The organism is Kitasatospora sp. NPDC001309 (assembly GCF_042896295.1).
Classification (GTDB): Bacteria; Actinomycetota; Actinomycetes; order Streptomycetales; family Streptomycetaceae; genus Kitasatospora.
In genome coordinates, this window is the sequence record NZ_JBIAXC010000008.1 from 125,690 (window position 1) to 145,767 (window position 20,078).

Below are 20,078 nucleotides of genomic sequence, written 5' to 3' on the forward strand. Positions count from 1 at the left end.
CGGCGGGCCGGTCAGGAGGCCGCGACCGCCCGGGCCGCGTGCACCTCGTGGTGCAGCCGGGCCAGCGCGCAGTCCGGCGCCGGCGGGTCCGGGTCGCCCGGGGGCAGCGGCGCGCCGGTTCGCAGCGCCTCGGCGAGGTCGGTCAGCTCCCGGGCGACGGCGCCCACCTCGGCCGGGGTCGGCGCCGGGGCCCCGTGCTCGACCCGCACCCGGGTGGCGGTGGTGGTGTCCACGATCCGCTCCACCGCGATCACCAGCGGCCACCAGGCCTCCGCCCGGGCGCCGACCGGCGGCGGCTCGGTCAGCGCCCGCTGGAACTCGCTGCGCACCGCGGAGAGGTCCCGGTAGAGCCGGCGCCGGTAGCGGGCCCGGGCCGGCTCGTCGTGGCCCGGCGCGGTGGTGAAGGCCAGCGAGACGTACGAGGCGGTGTCCTGGACGGCGTCGGCCAGCCGGTCGCCGATCCGGGTGTGCCAGGACTCCGGCCAGAGCAGGTAGCCGGCCAGCAGGGCGATGCCGCAGCCGATCAGCGAGTCGTAGAGCCGGGGCAGCACCAGGTGGAAGCCCTGGTGGTTGAGCAGGTCGGAGAGCATCAGGATGACCGGGGTGATCGCGGCGGTCTGGAACGCGTACCCCTTCGCGGACAGCACCGGGATCAGCGTGGCGAGCGCCGCCATCACCGGGACGTCCCACCAGCCGTGCGGCACCTCGGCGAGCACCGGCACGGCGACCAGCAGCCCGGCGGCCGTCCCGAGCGCGCGCAGCACCGCGCGGGAGAACACCGAGCCGAAGTCCGGTTTCAGCACGAAGGTCACCGTCAGCGAGACCCAGTACGAACGTGGCACGGCGATCACCGACACCAGCACCTGGGCGAGCCCGATGCACAGGGCCAGCCGCAGCCCGTACCGCCAGGACGCGCCGGAGAGCAGCAGGGCCCGGGCCGTCCGGCGGGCCCGTACCCGCAGCCCGGCGGGCCGGCCGAGCCGGTCGTCGGCGGCGTACGGGTCGGGGTCGGCCTCGTGCACGACGGTGGCGGCGTGCCCGATGGCCTGGGCCAGTGCCCGGGTGGAGGGGCCGCGCGGCTCGGGCAGTTCGGGCAGTCCGAGGACTCCGGGTGGCCCGGGCGGCGGGGACGGGCCGCCGGGGCCCCGCTCGACGGCGGCGGCCAGCGCGCGCACCGCCGCCGGGTAGGCGGGCGGCAGCGGACCCTCGGCGGGCGGGCGCAGCTGGGCCGCGGACGCGCCCTCGACCACCGGGATCAGCGCGTTGAGCTGGGCGAGCAGGCGCACCAGGGTGGGCGAGCGGCCGTGCCGGCGGGCGCGGCGGGCCAGCAGCAGGTCGTAGGAGTGGTCGAGCGCCCGGGTGAGCTCCCGGCGCCGGTCCTCGTAGCCGGGTGAGCCGGCCGCCTCCAGCAGTCCGGCGACCGCCCGGTAGGTGTCGGCCACCGTCGCGCGCTCGGGCGTGCCGCCGCGGAAGGGCCAGGCGAGCAGGGTCAGCGCGAGCACCAGCAGGCCGCCGAGCAGCAGCAGGGCGGGCGGGAGCCACCACGGGGAGGGCATCGGCAGGCCGGCCCCGACCACGGCGTTCAGCAGCAGGAGCAGGCCGGAGACGGAGGCGACCGCGCCGATCGAGGAGATCATGCCGGACACCAGCGCGACCACCGTCAGCACCACCACGGCCGTCCAGCCGGTGCCGAACACCTGGGTGCCGACCAGCACCCCGAGGGCGCCGAACAGCTGCGGCACGGCGATGTTGAACACCCGCATCCGGTAGGCGTCGGCGGTGTCCCCGATCACCCCGGACAGCGCGCCCATCGACACCAGCGCGCCGTAGCCGGTCCGGCCGGTGGCGGTGCCGACGGCGAGCGGGGCGGCGAGCGCCACCGAGGCGCGGGCCGCCGCGGCCCAGGGGACCGGCGCGGCCCGGGGCCGCAGGCTCGCGGTCAGCCAGCCGGGCGGGGCCGGCCGGGGCCGTGCCGGTCGGCGACGGGTCCGTCGGGGAGGTGCCGGCCGGGTGCGTGCCACAGACCCAACGTACGTGCGCAACGGATGTGGGGCGCGTGGGGTTCACCTCCGCGCGATTATGTCAATTCTCGAAACATACCCGGCCTTATGTCAGTCTCCGAAACATAAAGCGAACCTCCAGAACCGCCGTGAACTGCGCTGATTCCCAATCGGTAACCTGCGGGAAAGGGTTGACACCATTAGTTGGTCTAGTCCAACGTATGGGGAAGCGCGGTCCGGCGCAGGCTGATGTGGGGTGAGTGCCCTTGCCGGACGGGTGAGTTGGCCCCCTGACGTGGCGTTGTGCGCCGCTCGGGGGCCGAGGCGAGAAGGAGCGCATGCGGACGGGGAACCGGTCCGCGCACCGAATTCCCCTTCCGGCCGACGACCGGCCACCGGCTCGCCGCGCCCGCACCGGGCGCCCGGGAACGCGCTGCATCGACCACGAACCACGGAGTGACCGCCCATGCCGAGCCCTGACGAACACCCCGAGGAATATCTGTACCGGGCCGCCTCCGCGCGCCCCTACTTCAGTGCCGACACCGAGAGCTACCTCGCCTCCGACGCCCTGCGCGAACTGCGCAAGAAGCACCCGCTGCGGGTGCTCTCCGAGGAGGACTTCGCGCACTGGCAGACCTACGGCCACGTCGTGGTCCGGCAGGCGATCCCGGCCGCGGCCGCGCAGCGACTGCTCGACTTCGCCTGGGAGTTCCAGGGCCTGTCGCCCGACCGCCCCGAGGACTGGTACCGCGAGCGCGACCACCGCGACGAACTCGACCGGCACCTGCACATCTACGGCTTCGTCGAGGCCTACCACCACCAACTCATCTGGGACAGCCGCCAGTCGCAGCGCGTCTACGACGCCTTCGTGGACGTCTGGGACTGCGAGGAGCTCTGGGTCACCCTCGACCGGCTCAACCTCAACCCGCCGAACGTCCGCAACCGCGACCGCGCCCTGATCGAACCCACCGACAAGGGCTTCGACATCGAACTGCACTGGGACGTCGACACCACCCGCGCCATGCTGCCCCAGCGCGTCCAGGGCATCATCGCGCTCAACGACACCGCCCCCGACCACGGCGGCTTCCAGTGCGACCCGGAACTGTTCCGCCGCCACAACGAGTGGCAGGCCGCCCAGCCCGCCGACCGCGACCCGATCCGCCCCGACATCGACCGTGCCGAGTTCCCGGTCGTCCGGCCCGAGTTGAAGGCCGGCGACCTGCTGATCTGGAACGGCCTGCTCGCCCACGGCGTCGCCCCCAACACCTCCGCGAACGGCGTGCGCTCGGTGCAGTACCTGTCCATGATGCCCGCCCTGGAGGAGGCCGAGCCGCTGCGCCGCTCCCGGGTCGAGTCCTGGCGCACCCTCGCCACCCCGGACTGGAACCGCACTCTGGTCGGGGACGCCGAGCGGCCCGAGGCCCTGCGCTACGGACCGGCCGAACTCACCGAACTGGGGGAGAAGTTGCTCGGCCTGCGGTCCTGGACCGGCCGGACCTTCGAGGACTCGGCCGCCGAGCAGCCCACGGGGGAGCGGGAATGCACGCCGTCTGCCTGACCCTGCCCACCAACCGCGCCTGCGCGGACACCATCACCACCGTCGGCGCCGAAGCCGCCCACGCCGCCCGGACCTTCGGTGTCCGGGTGCACCTCCTGGTGCTCGACTCCGCCGACCCGGCGGACCGCGCCCGGCACGCCGCCGCCGTCGCCGCACTGCCGCCCACCGAAGGCGTGGTCACCCACCACCTCGACGAGGACGCCCAACGCGCCTTCCTGCGCGAGGTGATCGAGCGCACCGCCCACCCCGACCCGGACCGGCTGCTCGACCTGATGCTGCCCGACGCCGTCTCCTACGGCGCCTGCACCAACCGGGCCTTCCTGCTGGCCGCGGCCCTCGGCTGCGCCTCCGTGCACCGCCGCGACTCCGACAGCCGCTACCAGTGGCACGACGGCGCCCCCGTCTTCCCGATCGACCACGAACTCGCCACCATCGGCCTCAAGGCCGCCGACGCGGCCGCCGCCGTCACCGAGCACACCCTCGACCCGGCCGACGCCGACAAGCCCGTCGCCCTGGTCGGCGCCTCCTTCATCGGCGAACTCTCCGTCGACCTCGGCGAGATCCGCGCCCTCGACCCGGACGTCTACCACGACCTGGTCGCGCTCTGGGCGCCCACCGGAGCCACCGAGCAGGAGCGGCGCGAACTCGTCGCCGACTCCTTCACCGGCGCCGGAACCGACCCGTTCACCGTCGACCGCGCCGTGCTCGGCCGGCCCGACATCTGGCGGATCGACATGTGCAACATCGCCCTCGACCACGAGGTCTACGAACGCGTCCCGCTGCCGCCCGCCACCGACACCATCGGCAGCGACTACTTCCTGCACCACCTGGTGCACGACGCCACCCTGCCCGGGGTGACCCACAACCGGCACATCGTCAACTACTACACCCCGGAACGGCGCACCGACTCCGGCTTCACCGCCTACCAGGAGCGCTACGCCAAGTTCCTGCTCTCCATGCTCTACCTCCACCCCGTCTACTCCGAGATGGAACGGGCCGGCGACGCCCTGCTGGACGAGCACCACCACGTCCGCCCCGGGGTGATCGCCGACTCCGCCCGCCGCAGCGCCACGACCGACCGCGCCGAGAACCACCGGCGGCTCGCCGAGCTCGACCGCTGCTACCGGCAACTCGGCGGAAAGTACGCCGAGTTCGCCGACCACCTGGCGCCCCGACGGGCGCAACTGCTCGACCGGGCGCAGGCCGACATCGAGGACTTCGCCCTGCTGATCGACGCGTGGGGCCCGCTCGTGCGAGCGAGCCGGACCGCCCCCGCCGACCGGCTGCAGGGTCAGGGCCTGTCCGGCGGATCCGGCCGGGCCCGCGACGCCTGAGCACGCACCTCGCTGCGTTGTCGTCAGTCGCCGATGCTCCGCATGGACTCCATCCTCCGCCTTGCGATGCACGCACTCAGACGCCGCGGTCTGGTCCGACCAGATCCGCCGGACAGGCCCAGCCGCACCGGGAGTTCACACGTGATATCTCAGACCACCGAACCGCGCCCTGCCACCGAGCCGCACCGCTCCGCCGGGCCGCACCGCTCCGCCGAGCCCCGGCGCTCGGCCGAGCCGCGCCACATCCCCGAGCAGCGTCACGCCGCCGGGGCGCAGCACGCCGCCGAACCGCGCGAGCGGGCCGACCGGGGGAGGGCCAACCACCGCGCCCCGACCGCCTCCGCCGCCGTGCACGCCGACCGGGCGCCCCGGCCCGACCAGCACGACCACACCGCCCTCCGGGCCGCGCTCGCCGCCGCCACCGAGGACACCGTCATCTACGACCTCGACGGCATCGGCCGCCAGTACGCCGCCCTGGGCACCGAACTGCCCGGCGTCGCCGTCCGGTTCGCGATGAAGGCCTGCCCCGTCGACGAGGTGCTCGGCCACCTCGCCCGGCTCGGCTCCGGCTTCGACGCCGCCAGTCCGCAGGAGATCGCCCAGGCGCTGCGCACCGGGGTGGCCCCCGGGCTGATCCACTACGGCAACACCATCAAGTCCGACCGCAACATCGCCGAGGCCTACCGGCTGGGCGTGCGCGAGTTCGCCACCGACAGCCTGGAGGACGTCGCCGCGATCGCCGAACACGCCCCCGGGTCACGGGTGTTCTGCCGGATCGCGACCACCGGCGAGGGCGCCCTGTGGGGCCTCAGCCACAAGTTCGGCTGCTCGCCCGAGGACGCCCTGCGGGTGCTCGGCGCCGCCCGTACGGCCGGGCTGGTGCCCTCCGGGCTGTCCGTGCACGTCGGCTCCCAGCAGATGACCGCCGAGGCCTGGACCGCGGCGATCGACTCGCTGGCCGCCGTCCTGGAGGCGCTCAACTGGCGCGGCATCACCCCGGACCGGATCAACCTCGGCGGCGGACTGCCCGCCCTCGGGGTCCTCGACCGGGGCGGCCGCCCGCTCGAACCGCCGCTGGACAAGATGTTCACGGTGATCCGCGAGGGCATGGACCGGCTGCGCGCCGTCAACGCCGCCCCGCTGGACTTCGTCCTGGAACCGGGCCGCCACCTGGTCGCCGACCACGGCGCGATCCGCGCCCACGTCGCCCGGCTCTCCTCCCGCCACCGGCTCGACGGCACCCGCGAGGACTGGCTCTACCTGAGCTGCGGGAAGTTCAACGGCCTGTACGAGATGGACCAGTTGCAGTACCGGCTGGAGTTCCCCACCCACCCCGGCGGGCAGTTCGTCAACGCCGTGGTGGCCGGCCCGACCTGCGACAGCGACGACGCGTACGCCCAGGAGGACGGCGCGGTGCGCGTCCCGCACGTGCTCGCCTCCGGCGATCCGGTCTGGATCCACTCCTGCGGCGCCTACGCCACCGCCTACGCCACCCGCGGCTTCAACGGCTTCCCGCCGCTGCCGTACACCTGCGTCGGCGGCGACCACCCCGAGGAGGGGCGCGGATGAGCGACACCCGGATCCGGCTGCTCCGCGAGGAGGACTGGCCGGACGTGATCGCCGCCGAGGAGCGCGCCTACGCCGCCAGCGGCCTCTCCGAGGGCGGTGCGGCGCTGCGCTCCCGGCACCGCGCCTCGCCGTCGACCTGCTTCGTGCTGGAGGACGCGGACGGCTTCGCCGGCTACCTGCTCGCCCTGCCGTACCCGCTGTTCCGCTGCCCGGACCTCAGCCTGGCGTCCGCGGGCGCCGTGGTGCGGACCACGGAGAGCAACCTGCACGCCCACGACCTGGTGATCGCCGAGCGGGCGCGCGGCCGGGGCCTGGCCCCGCGGCTGCTGCGGCACCTGGAGGAGTGCGGCCGGGCGGCCGGCCACCGCACCCTCTCGCTGGTCGCCGTGCGCGGCTCCGAGGTGCTGTGGACCGGCCTGGGCTACCGCGCCCGGCCGGAGATCGGGCTGCCCGCGAGCTACGGCGCCGTGGCCGTCTACATGGCCAAGCCGCTGGACCGCGCCCCGAACCCCGCGGACCCGACCCCCGGATCCGCACCCAGAGCCGAAGTGGGCTGATGCACATGACCTCCCCCGCGCGCGACGAGTTCCGCCGCTCCCAACTGGCCATCGGCGCACTGTTCTTCGCGCTCGGCTTCCAGTACGCGACCTGGGTGTCCCGGGTGCCCGCGCTCAAGGCGCGGCTCGACCTGGGCGAGGCCCAGATCGGCCTGCTGCTGATGACCTGCGGGATCGGTGCGGCGGTGTCGTTCCCGCTGGTGGCGGTGCTGATGCGGCGGTTCGGCTCCCGGCTGCTCTCGGTGCTGTCGGCGCTCGCCCTGGGCGTGGTCCTGCTCGCCCTGTCGGTGGTGCCGAACTACCCGGTCACCCTGCTGGTGCTGTTCTTCGACGGCGTCGCCGTCGGCTGCCTGAACGTGGCGATGAACGCCCAGGGCGCCGCCCTGGAGGCCCGCTTCGAGCGCACCACGATGTCCAGGCTGCACGCCACGTTCAGCGCCGGCTCGCTGCTGGCCGCCCTGCTGGCCTCCGGCGTCAACGCCTTCACCGGCAGCCTCGCCGTCCACTTCGGGCTGGCCACCGCCCTGCTGGCGGTGCTGGCGCTGGCCGCCCGGCCGGGCCTGCTGGCCGAACGTCCGGACGGGGCCGGGAACCCGGACGGGGCCGAGCACCCGGACGGGGCCGCCGCCCCCGCGGAGCAGGCCGGGAGGAAGACCCGTCGCGGCTTCGCCCTGCCGGCCGCGGCCACCCTCTGGATGGGCCTGGCGATGGTCTTCGGCACCGTCACCGAGGGCGCGATGAACGACTGGTCGGCGCTCTACCTCAAGGACGTGGTGGACGCCGGTGCCGGACTCGCCCCGCTGGGCATCGCCGTCGTCTCGGTGATGATGGTCTGCGCCCGGATCTTCGCCGACGGCTGGCGCACCCGCTTCGGCGACGGCCGGATCGTCCGCACCGGCAGCCTGCTGGCCGGCCTCGGCCTCGCCCTCGCCCTGCTGACCGGCGGCGTGGTGCCGACCCTGCTCGGCTTCGCCTGCGTGGGCCTCGGCGTCGCCGCCGTCACCCCCTGCGTCTACGTCGCCGCCGCCCGCCAGGGCTCCGACGCGCTCTCCCTGGTGGCGGCGATGGGCACCACCGGCCTGCTGGCCGGCCCCGCCGTGATCGGCTTCATCGCCGGGGGCACCAGCCTGGTCTGGGGCATGGCCGCCGTCGCCGCCTCCGCCGCGGTGGTCTCGCTCTGCGCCACCCGGATCACCTGGCCGCAGCCCGCCGCGCCCGCGCCGGAACCCCGGCTCGCCGCCGAGGCCGGCTGACCCACCGGCGGTCCACCCCCCAGCCCTCGCCCGGCACGCCCGTACCCCCCGTTGCGGCGTGCCGGGCGAGCCCTTTCCCACCGCGGGCCGACCGGACGCCGACCCATGACGTGCGAGGTCGGGGTCAAGTCCCGGCGAGGGAAGGGTGTCTGACGGGGTGTGGGGAGGGCGGTCTTCTAGAGTCGCCTGCGGTACGACCGTACGACGGTGTGACCGAGAGCCGTACGAGCCGCGAGTGAAGGAAGAGCAGCATGACCGAGCAGGCGCCCGAGCCCTACCAGCCCGTCGACGAGGACTGGCGGACCGCCGTGGCGATCGTCGCCCACCCCGACGACATGGAGTACGGCGGCGCGTCGGCCGTCGCCCGCTGGACCGCCCAGGGCAAGCAGGTGGTCTACGTGATGGTCACCAGCGGCGAGGCCGGGATCGACTCGATGGACCCGGAGCGGTGCGGCCCGCTGCGCGAGGCCGAGCAGCGCGCCTCCGCGCGGGTGGTCGGGGTGGAGACCGTCGAGTTCCTCGGGCACCCGGACGGGGTGGTCGAGTACGGGCTGCCGCTGCGCCGCGACATCGCCCGGGTGGTCCGCCGGCACCGGCCGGACATCGTGATCACCAGCAACTTCCGGGAGACCTACGGCGGCACGTTCCTCAACCAGGCCGACCACATCGCGGTCGGCCGGGCCACCCTGGACGGCGTGCGCGACGCCGGCAACCGCTGGGTGTTCCGCGAACTGCTGGACGAGGGCCACCAGCCCTGGAACGGCGTCCGGCAGATCTGGGCGGCCGCCTCGCCCGAGGCCCGGCACGCGGTGGACACCACCGACACCTTCGACCTGGGCGTCGCCTCGCTGGAGGAGCACAAGGCGTACCTGGCCGGGCTGGGCGGGGCGATGGCGGACGCCCGGGAGTTCCTGGAGGGCTTCGGCCGGGGCGCGGGCACCCGGCTGGGGACGCGCTTCGCGGTGCCGTTCGAGGTGTTCCCGCTGGGCTAACCGCCCTCGGGCCGGTCGGGGTCCTCGGGCCGGTCGGACGGCCTGCCGGCGTCGGCGTCCTCGCGGCGCCGGCGCCGGTAGCGCAGCACCTGCCGCAGCAGGAACGCCGCGACCAGGACGCCGAGTCCGATCGCGAACCAGAGCTGGTAGCGGAGCGCCGTCCGGTAGACCGCGCCGATGTTGGCCCCGGCGACGTACCCGAAGGTGCCCCAGACGGCCGTCCACAGCACCGCGCCCAGCAGATTGAAGACGGCGAAGCGGCGCCAGGGCATCTCGGTGGTCCCGGCGATGATGCCGTTGTACTGGCGCAACCCGTCCACGAAGCGGGCGACCGTGACGACCTTGCCGCCCTGCCGGGCGAAGAAGCCGTCGGCGCGTTCCATCCGGGCCGGGGTGAGCAGCACGTAGCGGCCCCAGCGGTGGACGAAGGCGCGCCCGCCGGTGTGGCCGATCAGGTAGCCGAGCATGTTGCCGAGGGTGGCGGCGGCCGCCCCGATCAGCAGGACGGCGGCGAGGTCCAGGTGCCCGGTGCCCGCGTACACCGCGGCGAGCACCAGGACGGTCTGCCCGGGCACCGGGACGCCGCAGTTGTCCAGCAGCACGAGCAGCGCCACCGCCAGGTACCCGTAGTGGTCCAGCAGTGGCGCGAGCCCGGCGAGCGCTCCGGGCAGCGGGGTCGTGGGGGAGTGGGTCAGTGTTCCGCCAGGCGCGGTTCGACCAGGCAGTCCGGTCCCGGGTAGACCAGGCCCTGGTGGCCGTCCTCGAAGCGGACCACGTACGGCGGCTCCCCGTCGGCGCCGCGCACCTCGACGATCTCGCCCTTCCGGTCCGTCATGCCGATCGACCGGCTGAACATGTGGATGTGGTCACCAACCGTTGCGTGCATGACTGCTCCTCGGGTCGTGCGGCCGTTGCGCTATCCACTGTGCTGCGCCGGGGACGGCCTCGCAACGGCTCGGGCGGCCGGGGCGGAGGCGGGCCGGAGGGACGGGGGTCAGTGGGCGGGCAGTTGTTGCGCGAGGTAGCCGCGCACCAGCCGCTTGCACTCGGCGATCAGCGCCGGATCCCCGTGCGGGTCCCCCCGGAAGGCCAGCTTGAGCACCGCGTCGGCCGCCTCCAGGGCGACCCGCAGGGCGAGCGTGGTGGCCGCCGGGTCGCCGGCCTCGAACAGTTCGCCGCCGAGCGCCTGCAGCCGCAGGGCGACGGCGGTGTTGTTGTCCATGCCGGAGTCCAGCAGGTGCTTGTCGTTCCGCACCCCGGAGGGCACCGCCGTACCGGCGAGCCCGAAGTCGACCTGGCCGAAGCCGGGCACCGCGCGCTTCATCGCGACGAACTCCTCCACCGCGAGGTCGGTGAACCCGGCCGGGCCGACCGGGGCGGAGCCGGCCAGCCGGTCGTCCAGGCGCTGGAGGTAGTGGTCGAGGTTGCGGGTGGCGAGGGCGGCCAGCAGGTCCTCCTTGCCGGCGAAGAACTGGTACAGGGTGCCGATCGGTACCTGGGCGCGCTGGGCGACCTCCTTGGTGGTCAGGGCGGTCGCGCCGACCTCGTCCAGCAGCCGGGCGCAGGCGTCCAGGATGCGGCCGTACCGCTCCTGGCTGCGCTGCTGGACCGGCCGCCGCCTGGCCGGTCCGGGGCTGTGCTGGAGACTCCGGGCGTCAACGCTCATGCCGCCAACTCTGCCGCATCCGCTGTTCCGACGGCGAATCATCGGGGCGGGGGAGTGCCGGAGTTTCCGTTGGGGTGCGAATCGACTGGTGGCCGGAGCTGAACGGCACGGTGGCGGGAAGGTGGCCACGGGTTGGCTTTGGTCTTGTCGTGGACGCGAAGGCCGGTTCATACTCCTGGGGCGGATCACTTTGAGTGATCATCGCATTCCTCTTCGTGGTGACCACGAATTCGGCAGTCCGTGGCGACGACGGGCGACACCGCCGCCACCCGAGGTCTGGACCGATCCATGAGCTTCCCAGCCCGCACCACGCCCCGCTGTGCGTCCCGTCGAACGGAAGGAGGGGGTCGGTACGGTGACAGTCTTCTCCACCGGGCGTGAGGCCCTCGACGCCGAGCACCGCCGTCAGTTCCTGGAGTCCGGGTACCTGGTCCTGCCCGGGCTGCTCCCGGAAGCGCTGCGCGAACGCCTCGCCCCCGAGGTGGACCGCTGGGTGGACGAGGGCCTGCGGGCCCGCTCGATCGCCGCCTGCACCGACCCGCGCCGCAACGGGCCGCCCCCGGTGCTGGAGCTGGAGCTCCCCGCGCACGGCGAACTGCTCACCCACCCGCCGCTGCTGCGGGCGCTGACCGGACTGATCGGCCGGTCCTTCGTCTTCCACCACCTGCACAGCGACCGCCAGGCCCCCGACCTCCCCGGCAAGCCGTGGCACCACGACTGCGAGCCCAACGACGGCTCCGACCCGTCGCTGCTGATGGTCCACGCGCTGCACTACCTCACCGGGCTGGACGAGCGGGTCGGCAGCCTGGCCGTGCTGCCCGGCTCGCACCGCCGCACCGCGGACAAGGGCGCCTACGCCCACCACGGCACCGGCGAACTGCCCGGCGAGGTGGTCCTCGACCGGCTGCCGCCCGGCACCACCGTGCTGCTCAACTCGGCCCTCTTCCACACCCGCAGACCGGCGCCCGGCGGCGGACCGGGCCGGCCGCGCTACTTCATCGACGCCTCCTACTGCCAGGTCGGAGCGCGCTGGCGCCCGGTGAAGCCGCACTGGCGGCAGATGCTCGCCCGGGCCCGCGAACTCGACCTGGCCGACGGCCAGTGGCCCGACCTGTTCGCGGAACACCACTTCACCGAGTACACCGGAACCGTCTGAACCTCCTGAGGAGCACCGCCGTGGAGATCGTCAGCGCCGTCGCCTACTCCGAGGTCCACCGGGCCTACCTGCGGGACCATCCGGTGGAACGCGCCCACGAGGGCAACACCAACCTGTACGGCGAGGAGAACCTGGAACGCGCCGACGAGGAGGTCCCCGGCGGCTGGTGGCGGGTCCGGCTGACCCGGGCCGACGTGCTCGGCGTGGTCCTGCCCTGGCACCTCAGCGAGGGCGGCGAGCGCGAACTCGTCCCGCGCACCGGGCTGACCGTCGCCCGTGCGGTCGAACGCGTCCGCTCCGGCGGCGCCGACTGGGCGGCGGCCAACCCGGTCTGCTCGGGGAAGCTCCGGCTGCTCGGCCGGGCACCGTTCACCGCGCTCTACCTCGCCACCGCGCCGGTCGACCACCCCGACTACGAGCGGCTGGCGGTCCGGCGCGGGCTGATCCACGTCGACGGCCTGCACCGCATGCTGGCCTGGGAACTGGCCGGACGCCTGCGCGACGGCACCGTGCTGGACGGGTACCTGGCGGGGGACCCGGCCGGCCTCGACCCGCCGGGGCCGGGCCGTACGGTCCGTTCGCACCGCGCGGCCAGCACGGCCGGTGCGGCCCGTACGGCCGACCCGGCCGGTCCGGTGCGTGCGGCCGACCCGGCGCGTACGGCGCAGACGGCCCGTACAGCCCGCGTGGTCCGGACGGGGGACGAGCCGGCGTGACCTCCGCGACCCAGCACCTCCGGGCCACCGCGCCCGACACCGGCTCGCTCACCGCCCTGCTGTCCGAGCGCGCCCGCACCCACCCCGACCGGCCCGCCGTCAGCGACGGCCGCCGCACCGTCGACCACCGCACCCTGGACGCCGCCGCCGGGCGGATCGCCGCCCGGCTGGCCGCCGGCGGCACCGGGCGCGGCGACCGGGTCGCCCTGCTCGGCCCCCGGGACGCCCGGATGCTGGTGCTGCTGCACGGGGTGCTGCGCTCCGGCGCGGCCGCCGTGCTGACCGACCCGGACTGGACGGCCGCCGACCTGGCCCGGCGGCTGGCCGCCGTCGGGGTGGGGCGGGTGCTCGCCACCGAGGGCGGGGCCGCCGGCCCGGGCGTCGAGGTCGTCGACGTGCTGGCGGGCGGGCCGGAGGACGGGCCGGCGGGCGGGCCCGCCGAGGAGGGCGGCGGGCCCGGCGGGGAGGACCCGGCGTACCTGTCCTTCACCTCCGGATCCGGCGGCGAGCCCAAGGCCGTGACCGTCACCCACGCCAACGCCGTCCACTACGCCCACGCCCTGGCCGACCGGCTCGGGCTCACCGAGGCCTACGCCCCCCGGCTCGCCCACGTCACCACCCTCGCCGCCGACCTCGGCCACACCGCCTGGCTGCTCGCCCTGGCCACCGGCGGCTCGGTGCACGTGGTCCCCGACCGGGAGGTGCGCGACCCCACGGCGTTCTGGACCACGCTGCGCCGCGCCGGGGTCGACACCCTGAAGACCACCCCCTCCCACCTGGCCGCGCTGCTGGAGGGCCGCCCGGCGGGCACCCCGCCGCTGCGCACCCTGCTGCTCGGCGGCGAGGCGCTGCCCCGCCCGCTCGCGGCCGCCCTGCTCGACGACGGCGTCACCGAACGGCTGGTCAACCACTACGGACCGACCGAGACGACCGTCGGCGCGACCTGCTTCCTGGCCACCAGCGCCCGCCAACTCCCCGACGGGGAAGCGACCGTGCCGATCGGCAGCGGCATCGGCGAGGTGCTGCTCACCGTGGTGGACGGCGCCGGGCGGCCGGTGGCCGACGGCACGGTGGGGGAACTGCTGATCGGCGGGCGGGGCGTCAGCGCCGGGTACTTCGGACGGCCCGAGGAGACCGCCCGGGGCTTCCTCCGGCGGGACGGCCGACGGACCTACCGGACCGGCGACCTGTGCCGCCGACGGGCCGACGGCGACCTGGTGTTCCTCGGCCGGGTGGACCGGCAGGTCAAGGTCCGCGGGTACCGGGTCGACCTCGCCGAGGTCGAGCGGGCGATGGACGGGTACCCGGGCGTGGCGGGCTCGGCGGCGCTGCTGCGGGATACCTCCCCCGGGAGCCAACTGATCGGCGTGGTAAGGCTGCTGGATCCCGCCGTCGACCTGTCGGGACTGGTCGACCGGCTGCGCGACCGGCTGCCCGGCTACTCCGTGCCGCAGCCGGTCCTGGTGCTGCCCGACTTCCCGTTCGGGCCGAACGGCAAGCTGGACCGGGCCCGGCTGGCCGAGCTGGTGGACCGACTGGTCGAGGCCCGCGCCGAGCCGACCGGTGCGGAGGGCCCGGCGGGTTCGGACGGTACGGCGGATGCGACGGCTCTGACGGCTGCGACGGATGTGGCGGATGCGGCCGGGGACAGGGACGGCCCGGCCGGGGAGATCGCCCGGTTCTGGGCCGGCGCGCTCGGCCTGCCCCGGATCGGACCGCGGACGGACGTGATCGACCTCGGAGGGGACTCCATCCTCGCCATGCGCACCATCGCCCTGCTGCGCCGCTCCGGGCTGCGGGTCACCCACGAGGACTTCTACCGGTACCCGACGGCGGCCGGGCTGGCGTCGGCGGCCGTGCCCGTGGGCGTCCCCGCACCGGCGCCGCAGCACCCGGGCACCGGTCAGCTCGCGCCTGCCCAGCGCTGGTTGTACCGGCAGCGGGCGGTCGACGACCTGCGGCACTGGAACCAGTCGGTACTGCTGCGCTGCCGCGCCGACGTCGACCCGGCCGCGCTCTCGGCGGCACTCGCGGCCGTCCTGGAAGGCCACCCGGCGCTGCGCCGACCCGTCGGCCCGGACGGCCCCGGCGAACCGCTCGCCGTCGCGGACCTCGACCCGCTCTCCCACTCCCGCATCCCGGGCGCCGCGCGGGCGATCGCCGACACCGTCGCCGGGGTCTGCACCGAACTCCACCGCAGCCTGGACCCCTTGGCCGGCCGGCTGTTGCGCGCCCACCTGTTCACCGGCCCGCCCGGCACCGACCAGCGGCTCGCGTTGATCGCCCACCACCTGGTGGTCGACGGGCTGTCCTGGCGGATCGTGCTGGACGACCTCGCCCGGGCCTACCGGGCGGTGCTGGACGGTGAGCCGGTCGGACTGCCGCCGACGGCCGACTTCTACCGGTGGGCGGCCGCAGCCGCGCCCGCCGCGCCCGCTGCCGCCGCGCCCGCCGCCCCCGCCCCCGCCGCCGACCCCGCCCCGCCCGGGCGACCGGCCGCGCTCAGCTGGGCGTTGGACGCCGACGCCACCGCCCGGCTGGTCGCCCGGCACGGCGGCGGCGCCGGGCTGGAGGCCGTCCTGCTGGACGCCTTCGCCGAGGCCGTCGTGCGGGCCGAAGCCGCCCTCGGCGCGGACGGCCGCGGGTCCCGGCTCGCCGTGGAGGTCGAGACCCACGGCCGGGACGCGGTCGGCGACCCGGGCGAATTCCTGGACACCGTCGGCTGGTTCACCGCCGTCAAGCACGTCGAGCTGGACCCTGCGGGCGGCGCCGGACCGGCGGAGACGGCCCGCCGGCTGAGCGAGGCGCCCGTCCGGCCGATGGACGCCCCCGGTGCGCGGCCGGACCTCGGGTTCAACTTCCTCGGCACCTTCCGGCTGCCCGAGGAACCCGCGCTGGACTGGACCGTCGCCGACGAGCAGGCCGGTACGGCCCGCTGCACCGGCGGCGACCCGCTGTACCGGCTGCGGCTCACCGCCCGGGTGGTGGAGCGGCGCCTGGTCGCCGACCTGGTGTACGGATGGCCGGCGGTGGGGCACCCGGCCGCCCGGCGGGTCCTCGACCGCTTCGCCGCGGTGCTCGGCGGGCCGACCGCCGACGAGCCCGTCCGCTCGCCGCTGTCCACCTCCGGGCAGCTGCTGCACAGCGGGGTGGCACCCACCGCCCGGGCGGTCGTCCGGGAGCCCGCCCGGGTGCTGCTCACCGGCGCGACCGGCTACCTCGGGCGGCACCTGCTGGAGGCCTTCGGGCGGCGCGGCGCCGTGGTCACCTGCCTGGTGCGGGCCGCCGACGACGCCGCGGCGGTCCGGCGGCTGTCCGGTGGGCTGGCCGGCGGGCGGGCCGGTGGGACGGCCGCCCACGTCGTCGCCGGGGACCTCGAACGGGACGGTCTGGGCCTGTCCCCGGCCGGGCTGGAACGGGCCCGGGAGGCCCGGATCGTGGTGCACGCGGCGGCGGACGTCCGGCTGGTCGCGGCGCCCGAGGAGCTGGAGCGGGCCAACCACGCGGCGGTGCGCCGACTGCTCGGCTGGGTCGGCGAGCACACCCCGCAGGCCCGGCTCCACCACGTCTCCACGCTGACCGTGTCCGGCGGCGTGGACGGCCCCCCGCGCCGGTTCGGCGAGGCGGACCTGTGGATCGGTCAGCGGTTCCGCACCCCGTACGAGCGCAGCAAGTACCGGGCCGAGCAGGCCGTCCGGGCCTGGGCGGCCGGCGGGCACCCCGCTTACCTGTACCGCAGCGGCCACATCGCCGCGCACAGCCTGACCGGCGCCTTCCAGGCCAACTCCGGCGACAACCGGGTCTACCAGCTGGTGCGCGGCTACCTGCTGGCCGGCGCCGCCCCCCGCCGCCCGGACACGGCCTTCGCGTTCTCGTACGTGGACACGGTGGCCGCCGGGATCGCCGCGATCGCCCTCGACCCGTACGCGGCGCCCGGCGCGTACCACGTCGAGAACCCGCACCCGACGCCGCACGACGAACTGGTGGGCTGGCTCGCCGCGCACGGCCGCCCCGTCCGGCTCACCGACGAGGCGGGCTTCGCGGCCGCCATCGCCCGGGCCGAGCGGCGGCACCCGACGGCCGCCCGGCTGGCCGCCGCCTGGGCCCAGCAGGAGGAGCGCAACGTCCGGGTGGACTGCGGCTACACCACCGCCGTGCTGGACCGGCTGGGCGTCCGCTTCGCCGCGCCGACGGCGCAGTGGTGGGCGGCCGCGCAGACCTGGGCCGCCGAGGCCGGCCACCTGCCGCCACCCCGCTGAACCGTTTCGCCTCGCCGTCCGGACCGACCTGTTCTGCCCCTACAGACCCTTCGCCCCGCCGATCCGACCCGCCCCGAGAGAAGGCAGACTCCGTTGTCCCAGCTCTCCCCCGTGCTCAAGCAGGCCACCCCCGTCGTCGCCGTACGCGGCGAGGGCCTCCACCTCTACGACGCCGCCGGCCGCCGCTACCTCGACTTCACCTCCGGCGTCGGCGTGACCAGCACCGGCCACTGCCACCCGAGGGTGGTCGAGGCCGTCCGCGAACAGGCCGGCCGGCTGCTGCACGGCCAGTACACCACCGTGCTGCACGACCAACTGCTCACCCTCACCGACCGGTTGGGCGACGTCCTGCCGCCCGGCCTGGACTCGCTCTGCTTCGCCACCGCCGGGACGGAGGCGGTGGAGACGGCGCTGCGGCTGGTCCGGCACGCCACCGGGCGGCAGAACGTGATCGTCTTCGAGGGCTCCTTCCACGGCCGCACCATGGGCGCCGCCTCGCTCACCACCGCCGGGACCCGCTTCCGGGCGGGCATCGGCCCGCTGCCGCCCGGGGTCGCGGTGGCGCCCTTCCCGGCCGCCTTCCGGCTCGGACTGTCCGAGGAGGAGGCGGTGGCGCACGCCCTGCGCGGGCTGGACGAGGTGCTGGCCACCGTCTCCGCCCCCGCCGAGACCGCCGCCCTGTTCGTCGAACCGGTGCTCGGCGAGGGCGGTTACGTCCCCGCACCGGCCGGGTTTCTGGCCGGGCTGCGCGAGCGCGCCGACCGGCACGGCCTGCTGCTGGTGCTGGACGAGGTGCAGACCGGCTTCGGCCGCACCGGCCGGTTCTGGGCCCACCAGCACGAGGCGGCCCACCCGTACGGGGAGGGCTTCCGGCCCGACGTGCTGATCACCGCCAAGGGCCTGGCCAGCGGCTTCCCGCTGTCCGCCGTCGCCGCGCCGACCGATCTGATGCGGCGCGCCTGGCCCGGCTCCCAGGGCGGCACCTACGGCGGGAACCCGGTGGCCTGCGCCGCCGCCCTGGCCACCCTGGACGTGCTGCGCGAGGAACGGCTGGTGGAGAACGCGGCCGAGCAGGGCGAACGGCTGCTGGACGGCCTGCGGACGGTCGCCGCCGGGGTGCCCGGCATCGGCGACGTCCGGGGCCTCGGGCTGATGGCGGCCAGTGAGTTCTGCCGCCCGGACGGCTCGCCGGACCCGGAGACGGCCCGGCGGGTCCAGCAGGCGGCGGCCGAGCTCGGACTGCTCCTGCTGCTCTGCGGGATCCACCTCAACGTGGTCCGGATGATCCCCGCGCTGGTCGTCACGGCCGCGCAGGTCGACGAGGCACTGGCGCTCTGGTCCAAGGCCGTCGCGGCCGGGACGGGGCAGGAGGAGGCGCTGTGAACGAGCACACCGTGACCGAGATCGGCTGGAGCAGCCTGGAGTTGGAGGCCCGGCGGCAGATGTGGTCGCTGCCGCTGAGCGACGGTGAGCGGAACCTGCTGTGGGCCGACGCCCGGGCCCGGCGCTGGGGCTCGGCCGGGCCGGTGCGCGAGCGGCTGCGGTCCTTCGTCCGGGAGGCCGTCGACTCGGTCGGGATCACCCACGTCGCCAACCTGGTCGACCCGGAGCAGCCGGAGCGCGAGATCACCGAGGTGCTCTCCTTCCTGCTGCGGGACCACGGCCGGATCGTCCCGCAGAACGGCCGCGGCGACCTCACCTCGGTGCTGCGCGACCACGACGGGGACGGCAACACCGAACTCGGATTCCACTGCGACACCTGCGACCTGCTCGTCCTGCTCTGCCTCCAACCCGCCTACCACGGCGGGGGGCTGACCAAGCTGGCGAGCGCCCGGCACGTCCACGACCTGATCGGCCGGGAACGGCCGGACGCCCTGGCCACGCTCTGCGAGGACTGGACCTTCGACCGGACCGGCCGGGCGGGCCCGCAGCGGGTCGTCACCCCGATCCTGTACCCGAGGAAGGACGGCACGACCGGCTGCTACTACCAGACCCGTACCGTCCGCTCCTCACCCGACCGCGGCGGACCGGAGCTGACGGACCGTCAGTGGGACGCGCTCGGCGTGCTGGACGAGGTGCTGTACCGCCCGGAGATCGCCTTCGGCCTGCCGATGGCCGCCGGCGACCTGCTGATCATCCGCAACAGCCGTGTCCTGCACGGACGTTCGGCGTACGTCGACGAACCCGGCCGGTACGCCCGGCGGATGCTGCGGATCTGGCTCAACGAGGGGGAGACATGGACGCCGTGAACCGACCGGACGGAAAGGTCGCCGTGGTCACCGGCGGCGGCAGCGGGCTCGGCCGGGCCTCCGCGCTGGCCCTGGCCGGCGCCGGCTGGACGCTGGTGCTCGCGGGCCGCCGCAAGGACGCGCTGGAGGAGACCGCCGCGCTCGCCGTCGACACCGGGGCCGTCGACCCGGAACGGGTGCTGGCCGTGCCCACCGACATCCGCAACCCCGAGGAGGTCTCCCGGCTGTTCGACGCCGTCCGCGACCGCTACGGCCGGCTCGACCTGCTCTTCAACAACGCGGGCGCCGCCGCCCCGCGCCGGCCCATCACCGAGACGACCTTCCAGGACTGGAACCGCGTCCTGGACACCATCGTCACCGGCAGCTTCCTGTGCGCCCGGGAGGCCTTCCGGCTGATGAGCACCCAGCAGCCGCAGGGCGGCCGGATCATCAACAACGGCGCGCCCTCCGCGCACGTGCCGCGCCCCCACTCCCACGCCTACACGGCCGCCAAGCACGCCGTCCTCGGCCTCACCAAGGTGCTCGCCCTGGACGGCCGGCCCTACGGCATCACCTGCGGGCAGATCGACGTCGGCAACGTCAGCCCGCCGGACGGCGCCCCGCAGCCCGCCGCCACCCAGGCCGACGGGACCTCGGCGGTGGAGGCGACCATCCCGGTCGACCGCTTCACCGACGCCCTGCTGCTGATGGCCGCGCAGCCGCCGGACACCACCATCCAGTCCCTGGTGGTGCTGCCGGCCACCATGCCGTTCGTCGGAAGGGGTTGACC

General features: G+C 75.2%; 16 protein-coding genes. 12 read left to right on the plus strand and 4 right to left on the minus strand.

What is annotated here, in order from left to right; all coding sequences use genetic code 11:
* Window positions 1-11 precede the first annotated feature (11 nt).
* Window positions 12-1,943 (minus strand): FUSC family protein, encoded by a 1,932-nt coding sequence (locus ACFY2K_RS11215; protein WP_387710974.1) that lies wholly within the window; start codon window positions 1,941-1,943, stop codon window positions 12-14.
* Between the two features lie 523 nt (window positions 1,944-2,466).
* Between ACFY2K_RS11215 and ACFY2K_RS11220 the strand changes: the two genes are divergently transcribed.
* The 6 genes from ACFY2K_RS11220 (at window position 2,467) to ACFY2K_RS11245 (ending at window position 9,263) form a co-directional block, all read left to right on the plus strand.
* Window positions 2,467-3,558 carry a phytanoyl-CoA dioxygenase family protein gene (locus ACFY2K_RS11220; protein ID WP_375886136.1) on the plus strand — a complete coding sequence of 364 codons (1,092 nt, stop codon included), beginning with the start codon at window positions 2,467-2,469 and terminating at the stop codon, window positions 3,556-3,558.
* The gene (locus ACFY2K_RS11225) at window positions 3,540-4,892 is read left to right on the plus strand and encodes a DUF6271 family protein (RefSeq protein WP_380639013.1); all 1,353 of its coding nucleotides are present in this window, start codon (window positions 3,540-3,542) and stop codon (window positions 4,890-4,892) included. The genes ACFY2K_RS11220 and ACFY2K_RS11225 overlap by 19 nt, the downstream gene beginning before the upstream one ends.
* 348 nt (window positions 4,893-5,240) lie before the next feature.
* Window positions 5,241-6,461 (plus strand): type III PLP-dependent enzyme, encoded by a 1,221-nt coding sequence (locus tag ACFY2K_RS11230; protein ID WP_387710976.1) that lies wholly within the window; start codon window positions 5,241-5,243, stop codon window positions 6,459-6,461.
* Window positions 6,458-7,018 carry a GNAT family N-acetyltransferase gene (locus tag ACFY2K_RS11235; RefSeq protein ID WP_380524747.1) on the plus strand — a complete coding sequence of 187 codons (561 nt, stop codon included), beginning with the start codon at window positions 6,458-6,460 and terminating at the stop codon, window positions 7,016-7,018. The genes ACFY2K_RS11230 and ACFY2K_RS11235 overlap by 4 nt, the downstream gene beginning before the upstream one ends.
* Window positions 7,018-8,271, plus strand: a complete 1,254-nt coding sequence (locus ACFY2K_RS11240; RefSeq protein ID WP_380524746.1) for an MFS transporter — start codon at window positions 7,018-7,020, stop codon at window positions 8,269-8,271. Before ACFY2K_RS11235 ends, ACFY2K_RS11240 begins: the two co-directional genes overlap by 1 nt.
* 251 nt (window positions 8,272-8,522) lie before the next feature.
* The gene (locus tag ACFY2K_RS11245) at window positions 8,523-9,263 is read left to right on the plus strand and encodes a PIG-L deacetylase family protein (RefSeq protein WP_380396101.1); all 741 of its coding nucleotides are present in this window, start codon (window positions 8,523-8,525) and stop codon (window positions 9,261-9,263) included.
* Here the strand turns inward: ACFY2K_RS11245 and ACFY2K_RS11250 are convergent.
* From ACFY2K_RS11250 to ACFY2K_RS11260, 3 genes are all read right to left on the minus strand, one after another.
* Window positions 9,260-9,877 carry a DedA family protein gene (locus ACFY2K_RS11250; protein ID WP_387710884.1) on the minus strand — a complete coding sequence of 206 codons (618 nt, stop codon included), beginning with the start codon at window positions 9,875-9,877 and terminating at the stop codon, window positions 9,260-9,262. The two genes, ACFY2K_RS11245 and ACFY2K_RS11250, sit on opposite strands and share 4 nt — an antisense overlap.
* Before the next feature lie 77 nt (window positions 9,878-9,954).
* A complete protein-coding gene (locus ACFY2K_RS11255; RefSeq protein WP_375886149.1) occupies window positions 9,955-10,149 on the minus strand; it encodes a DUF1918 domain-containing protein in 195 nt (64 codons plus the stop codon).
* A gap of 108 nt (window positions 10,150-10,257) precedes the next feature.
* Complete coding sequence (locus ACFY2K_RS11260; protein ID WP_380396104.1) at window positions 10,258-10,929, minus strand: TetR/AcrR family transcriptional regulator; 672 nt, start codon at window positions 10,927-10,929, stop codon at window positions 10,258-10,260.
* Window positions 10,930-11,284: 355 nt separating this feature from the next.
* Between ACFY2K_RS11260 and ACFY2K_RS11265 the strand changes: the two genes are divergently transcribed.
* The 6 genes from ACFY2K_RS11265 to ACFY2K_RS11290 all read left to right on the plus strand — a co-directional run bounded on the left by ACFY2K_RS11265 (window position 11,285) and on the right by ACFY2K_RS11290 (window position 20,076).
* Complete coding sequence (locus tag ACFY2K_RS11265; protein WP_380639029.1) at window positions 11,285-12,085, plus strand: phytanoyl-CoA dioxygenase family protein; 801 nt, start codon at window positions 11,285-11,287, stop codon at window positions 12,083-12,085.
* A gap of 20 nt (window positions 12,086-12,105) precedes the next feature.
* A complete protein-coding gene (locus ACFY2K_RS11270) occupies window positions 12,106-12,801 on the plus strand; it encodes a DUF6309 family protein (protein ID WP_387710887.1) in 696 nt (231 codons plus the stop codon).
* The gene (locus tag ACFY2K_RS11275) at window positions 12,798-17,060 is read left to right on the plus strand and encodes an AMP-binding protein (RefSeq protein ID WP_387710889.1); all 4,263 of its coding nucleotides are present in this window, start codon (window positions 12,798-12,800) and stop codon (window positions 17,058-17,060) included. The genes ACFY2K_RS11270 and ACFY2K_RS11275 overlap by 4 nt, the downstream gene beginning before the upstream one ends.
* Before the next feature lie 93 nt (window positions 17,061-17,153).
* Window positions 17,154-18,443 carry an aspartate aminotransferase family protein gene (locus tag ACFY2K_RS11280; protein WP_380639036.1) on the plus strand — a complete coding sequence of 430 codons (1,290 nt, stop codon included), beginning with the start codon at window positions 17,154-17,156 and terminating at the stop codon, window positions 18,441-18,443.
* Window positions 18,440-19,309, plus strand: coding sequence for a TauD/TfdA family dioxygenase (locus ACFY2K_RS11285; protein WP_380524740.1), 870 nt, complete (start codon window positions 18,440-18,442; stop codon window positions 19,307-19,309). The genes ACFY2K_RS11280 and ACFY2K_RS11285 overlap by 4 nt, the downstream gene beginning before the upstream one ends.
* Window positions 19,297-20,076, plus strand: a complete 780-nt coding sequence (locus ACFY2K_RS11290) for an SDR family oxidoreductase (protein ID WP_380524739.1) — start codon at window positions 19,297-19,299, stop codon at window positions 20,074-20,076. The genes ACFY2K_RS11285 and ACFY2K_RS11290 overlap by 13 nt, the downstream gene beginning before the upstream one ends.
* The last annotated feature ends 2 nt before the right edge of the window (window positions 20,077-20,078 follow it).

Bases quoted from the DNA above. Each gene is read 5' to 3' on its own strand.
- ACFY2K_RS11220 (WP_375886136.1), top strand. From the start codon at position 2,467: ATGCCGAGCCCTGACGAACACCCCGAGGAATATCTGTACCGGGCCGCC.
- ACFY2K_RS11225 (WP_380639013.1), top strand. From the start codon at position 3,540: ATGCACGCCGTCTGCCTGACCCTGCCCACCAACCGCGCCTGCGCGGAC.
- ACFY2K_RS11235 (WP_380524747.1), top strand. From the start codon at position 6,458: ATGAGCGACACCCGGATCCGGCTGCTCCGCGAGGAGGACTGGCCGGAC.
- ACFY2K_RS11240 (WP_380524746.1), top strand. From the start codon at position 7,018: ATGCACATGACCTCCCCCGCGCGCGACGAGTTCCGCCGCTCCCAACTG.
- ACFY2K_RS11245 (WP_380396101.1), top strand. From the start codon at position 8,523: ATGACCGAGCAGGCGCCCGAGCCCTACCAGCCCGTCGACGAGGACTGG.
- ACFY2K_RS11255 (WP_375886149.1), bottom strand. From the start codon at position 10,149: ATGCACGCAACGGTTGGTGACCACATCCACATGTTCAGCCGGTCGATC.
- ACFY2K_RS11260 (WP_380396104.1), bottom strand. From the start codon at position 10,929: ATGAGCGTTGACGCCCGGAGTCTCCAGCACAGCCCCGGACCGGCCAGG.
- ACFY2K_RS11290 (WP_380524739.1), top strand. From the start codon at position 19,297: ATGGACGCCGTGAACCGACCGGACGGAAAGGTCGCCGTGGTCACCGGC.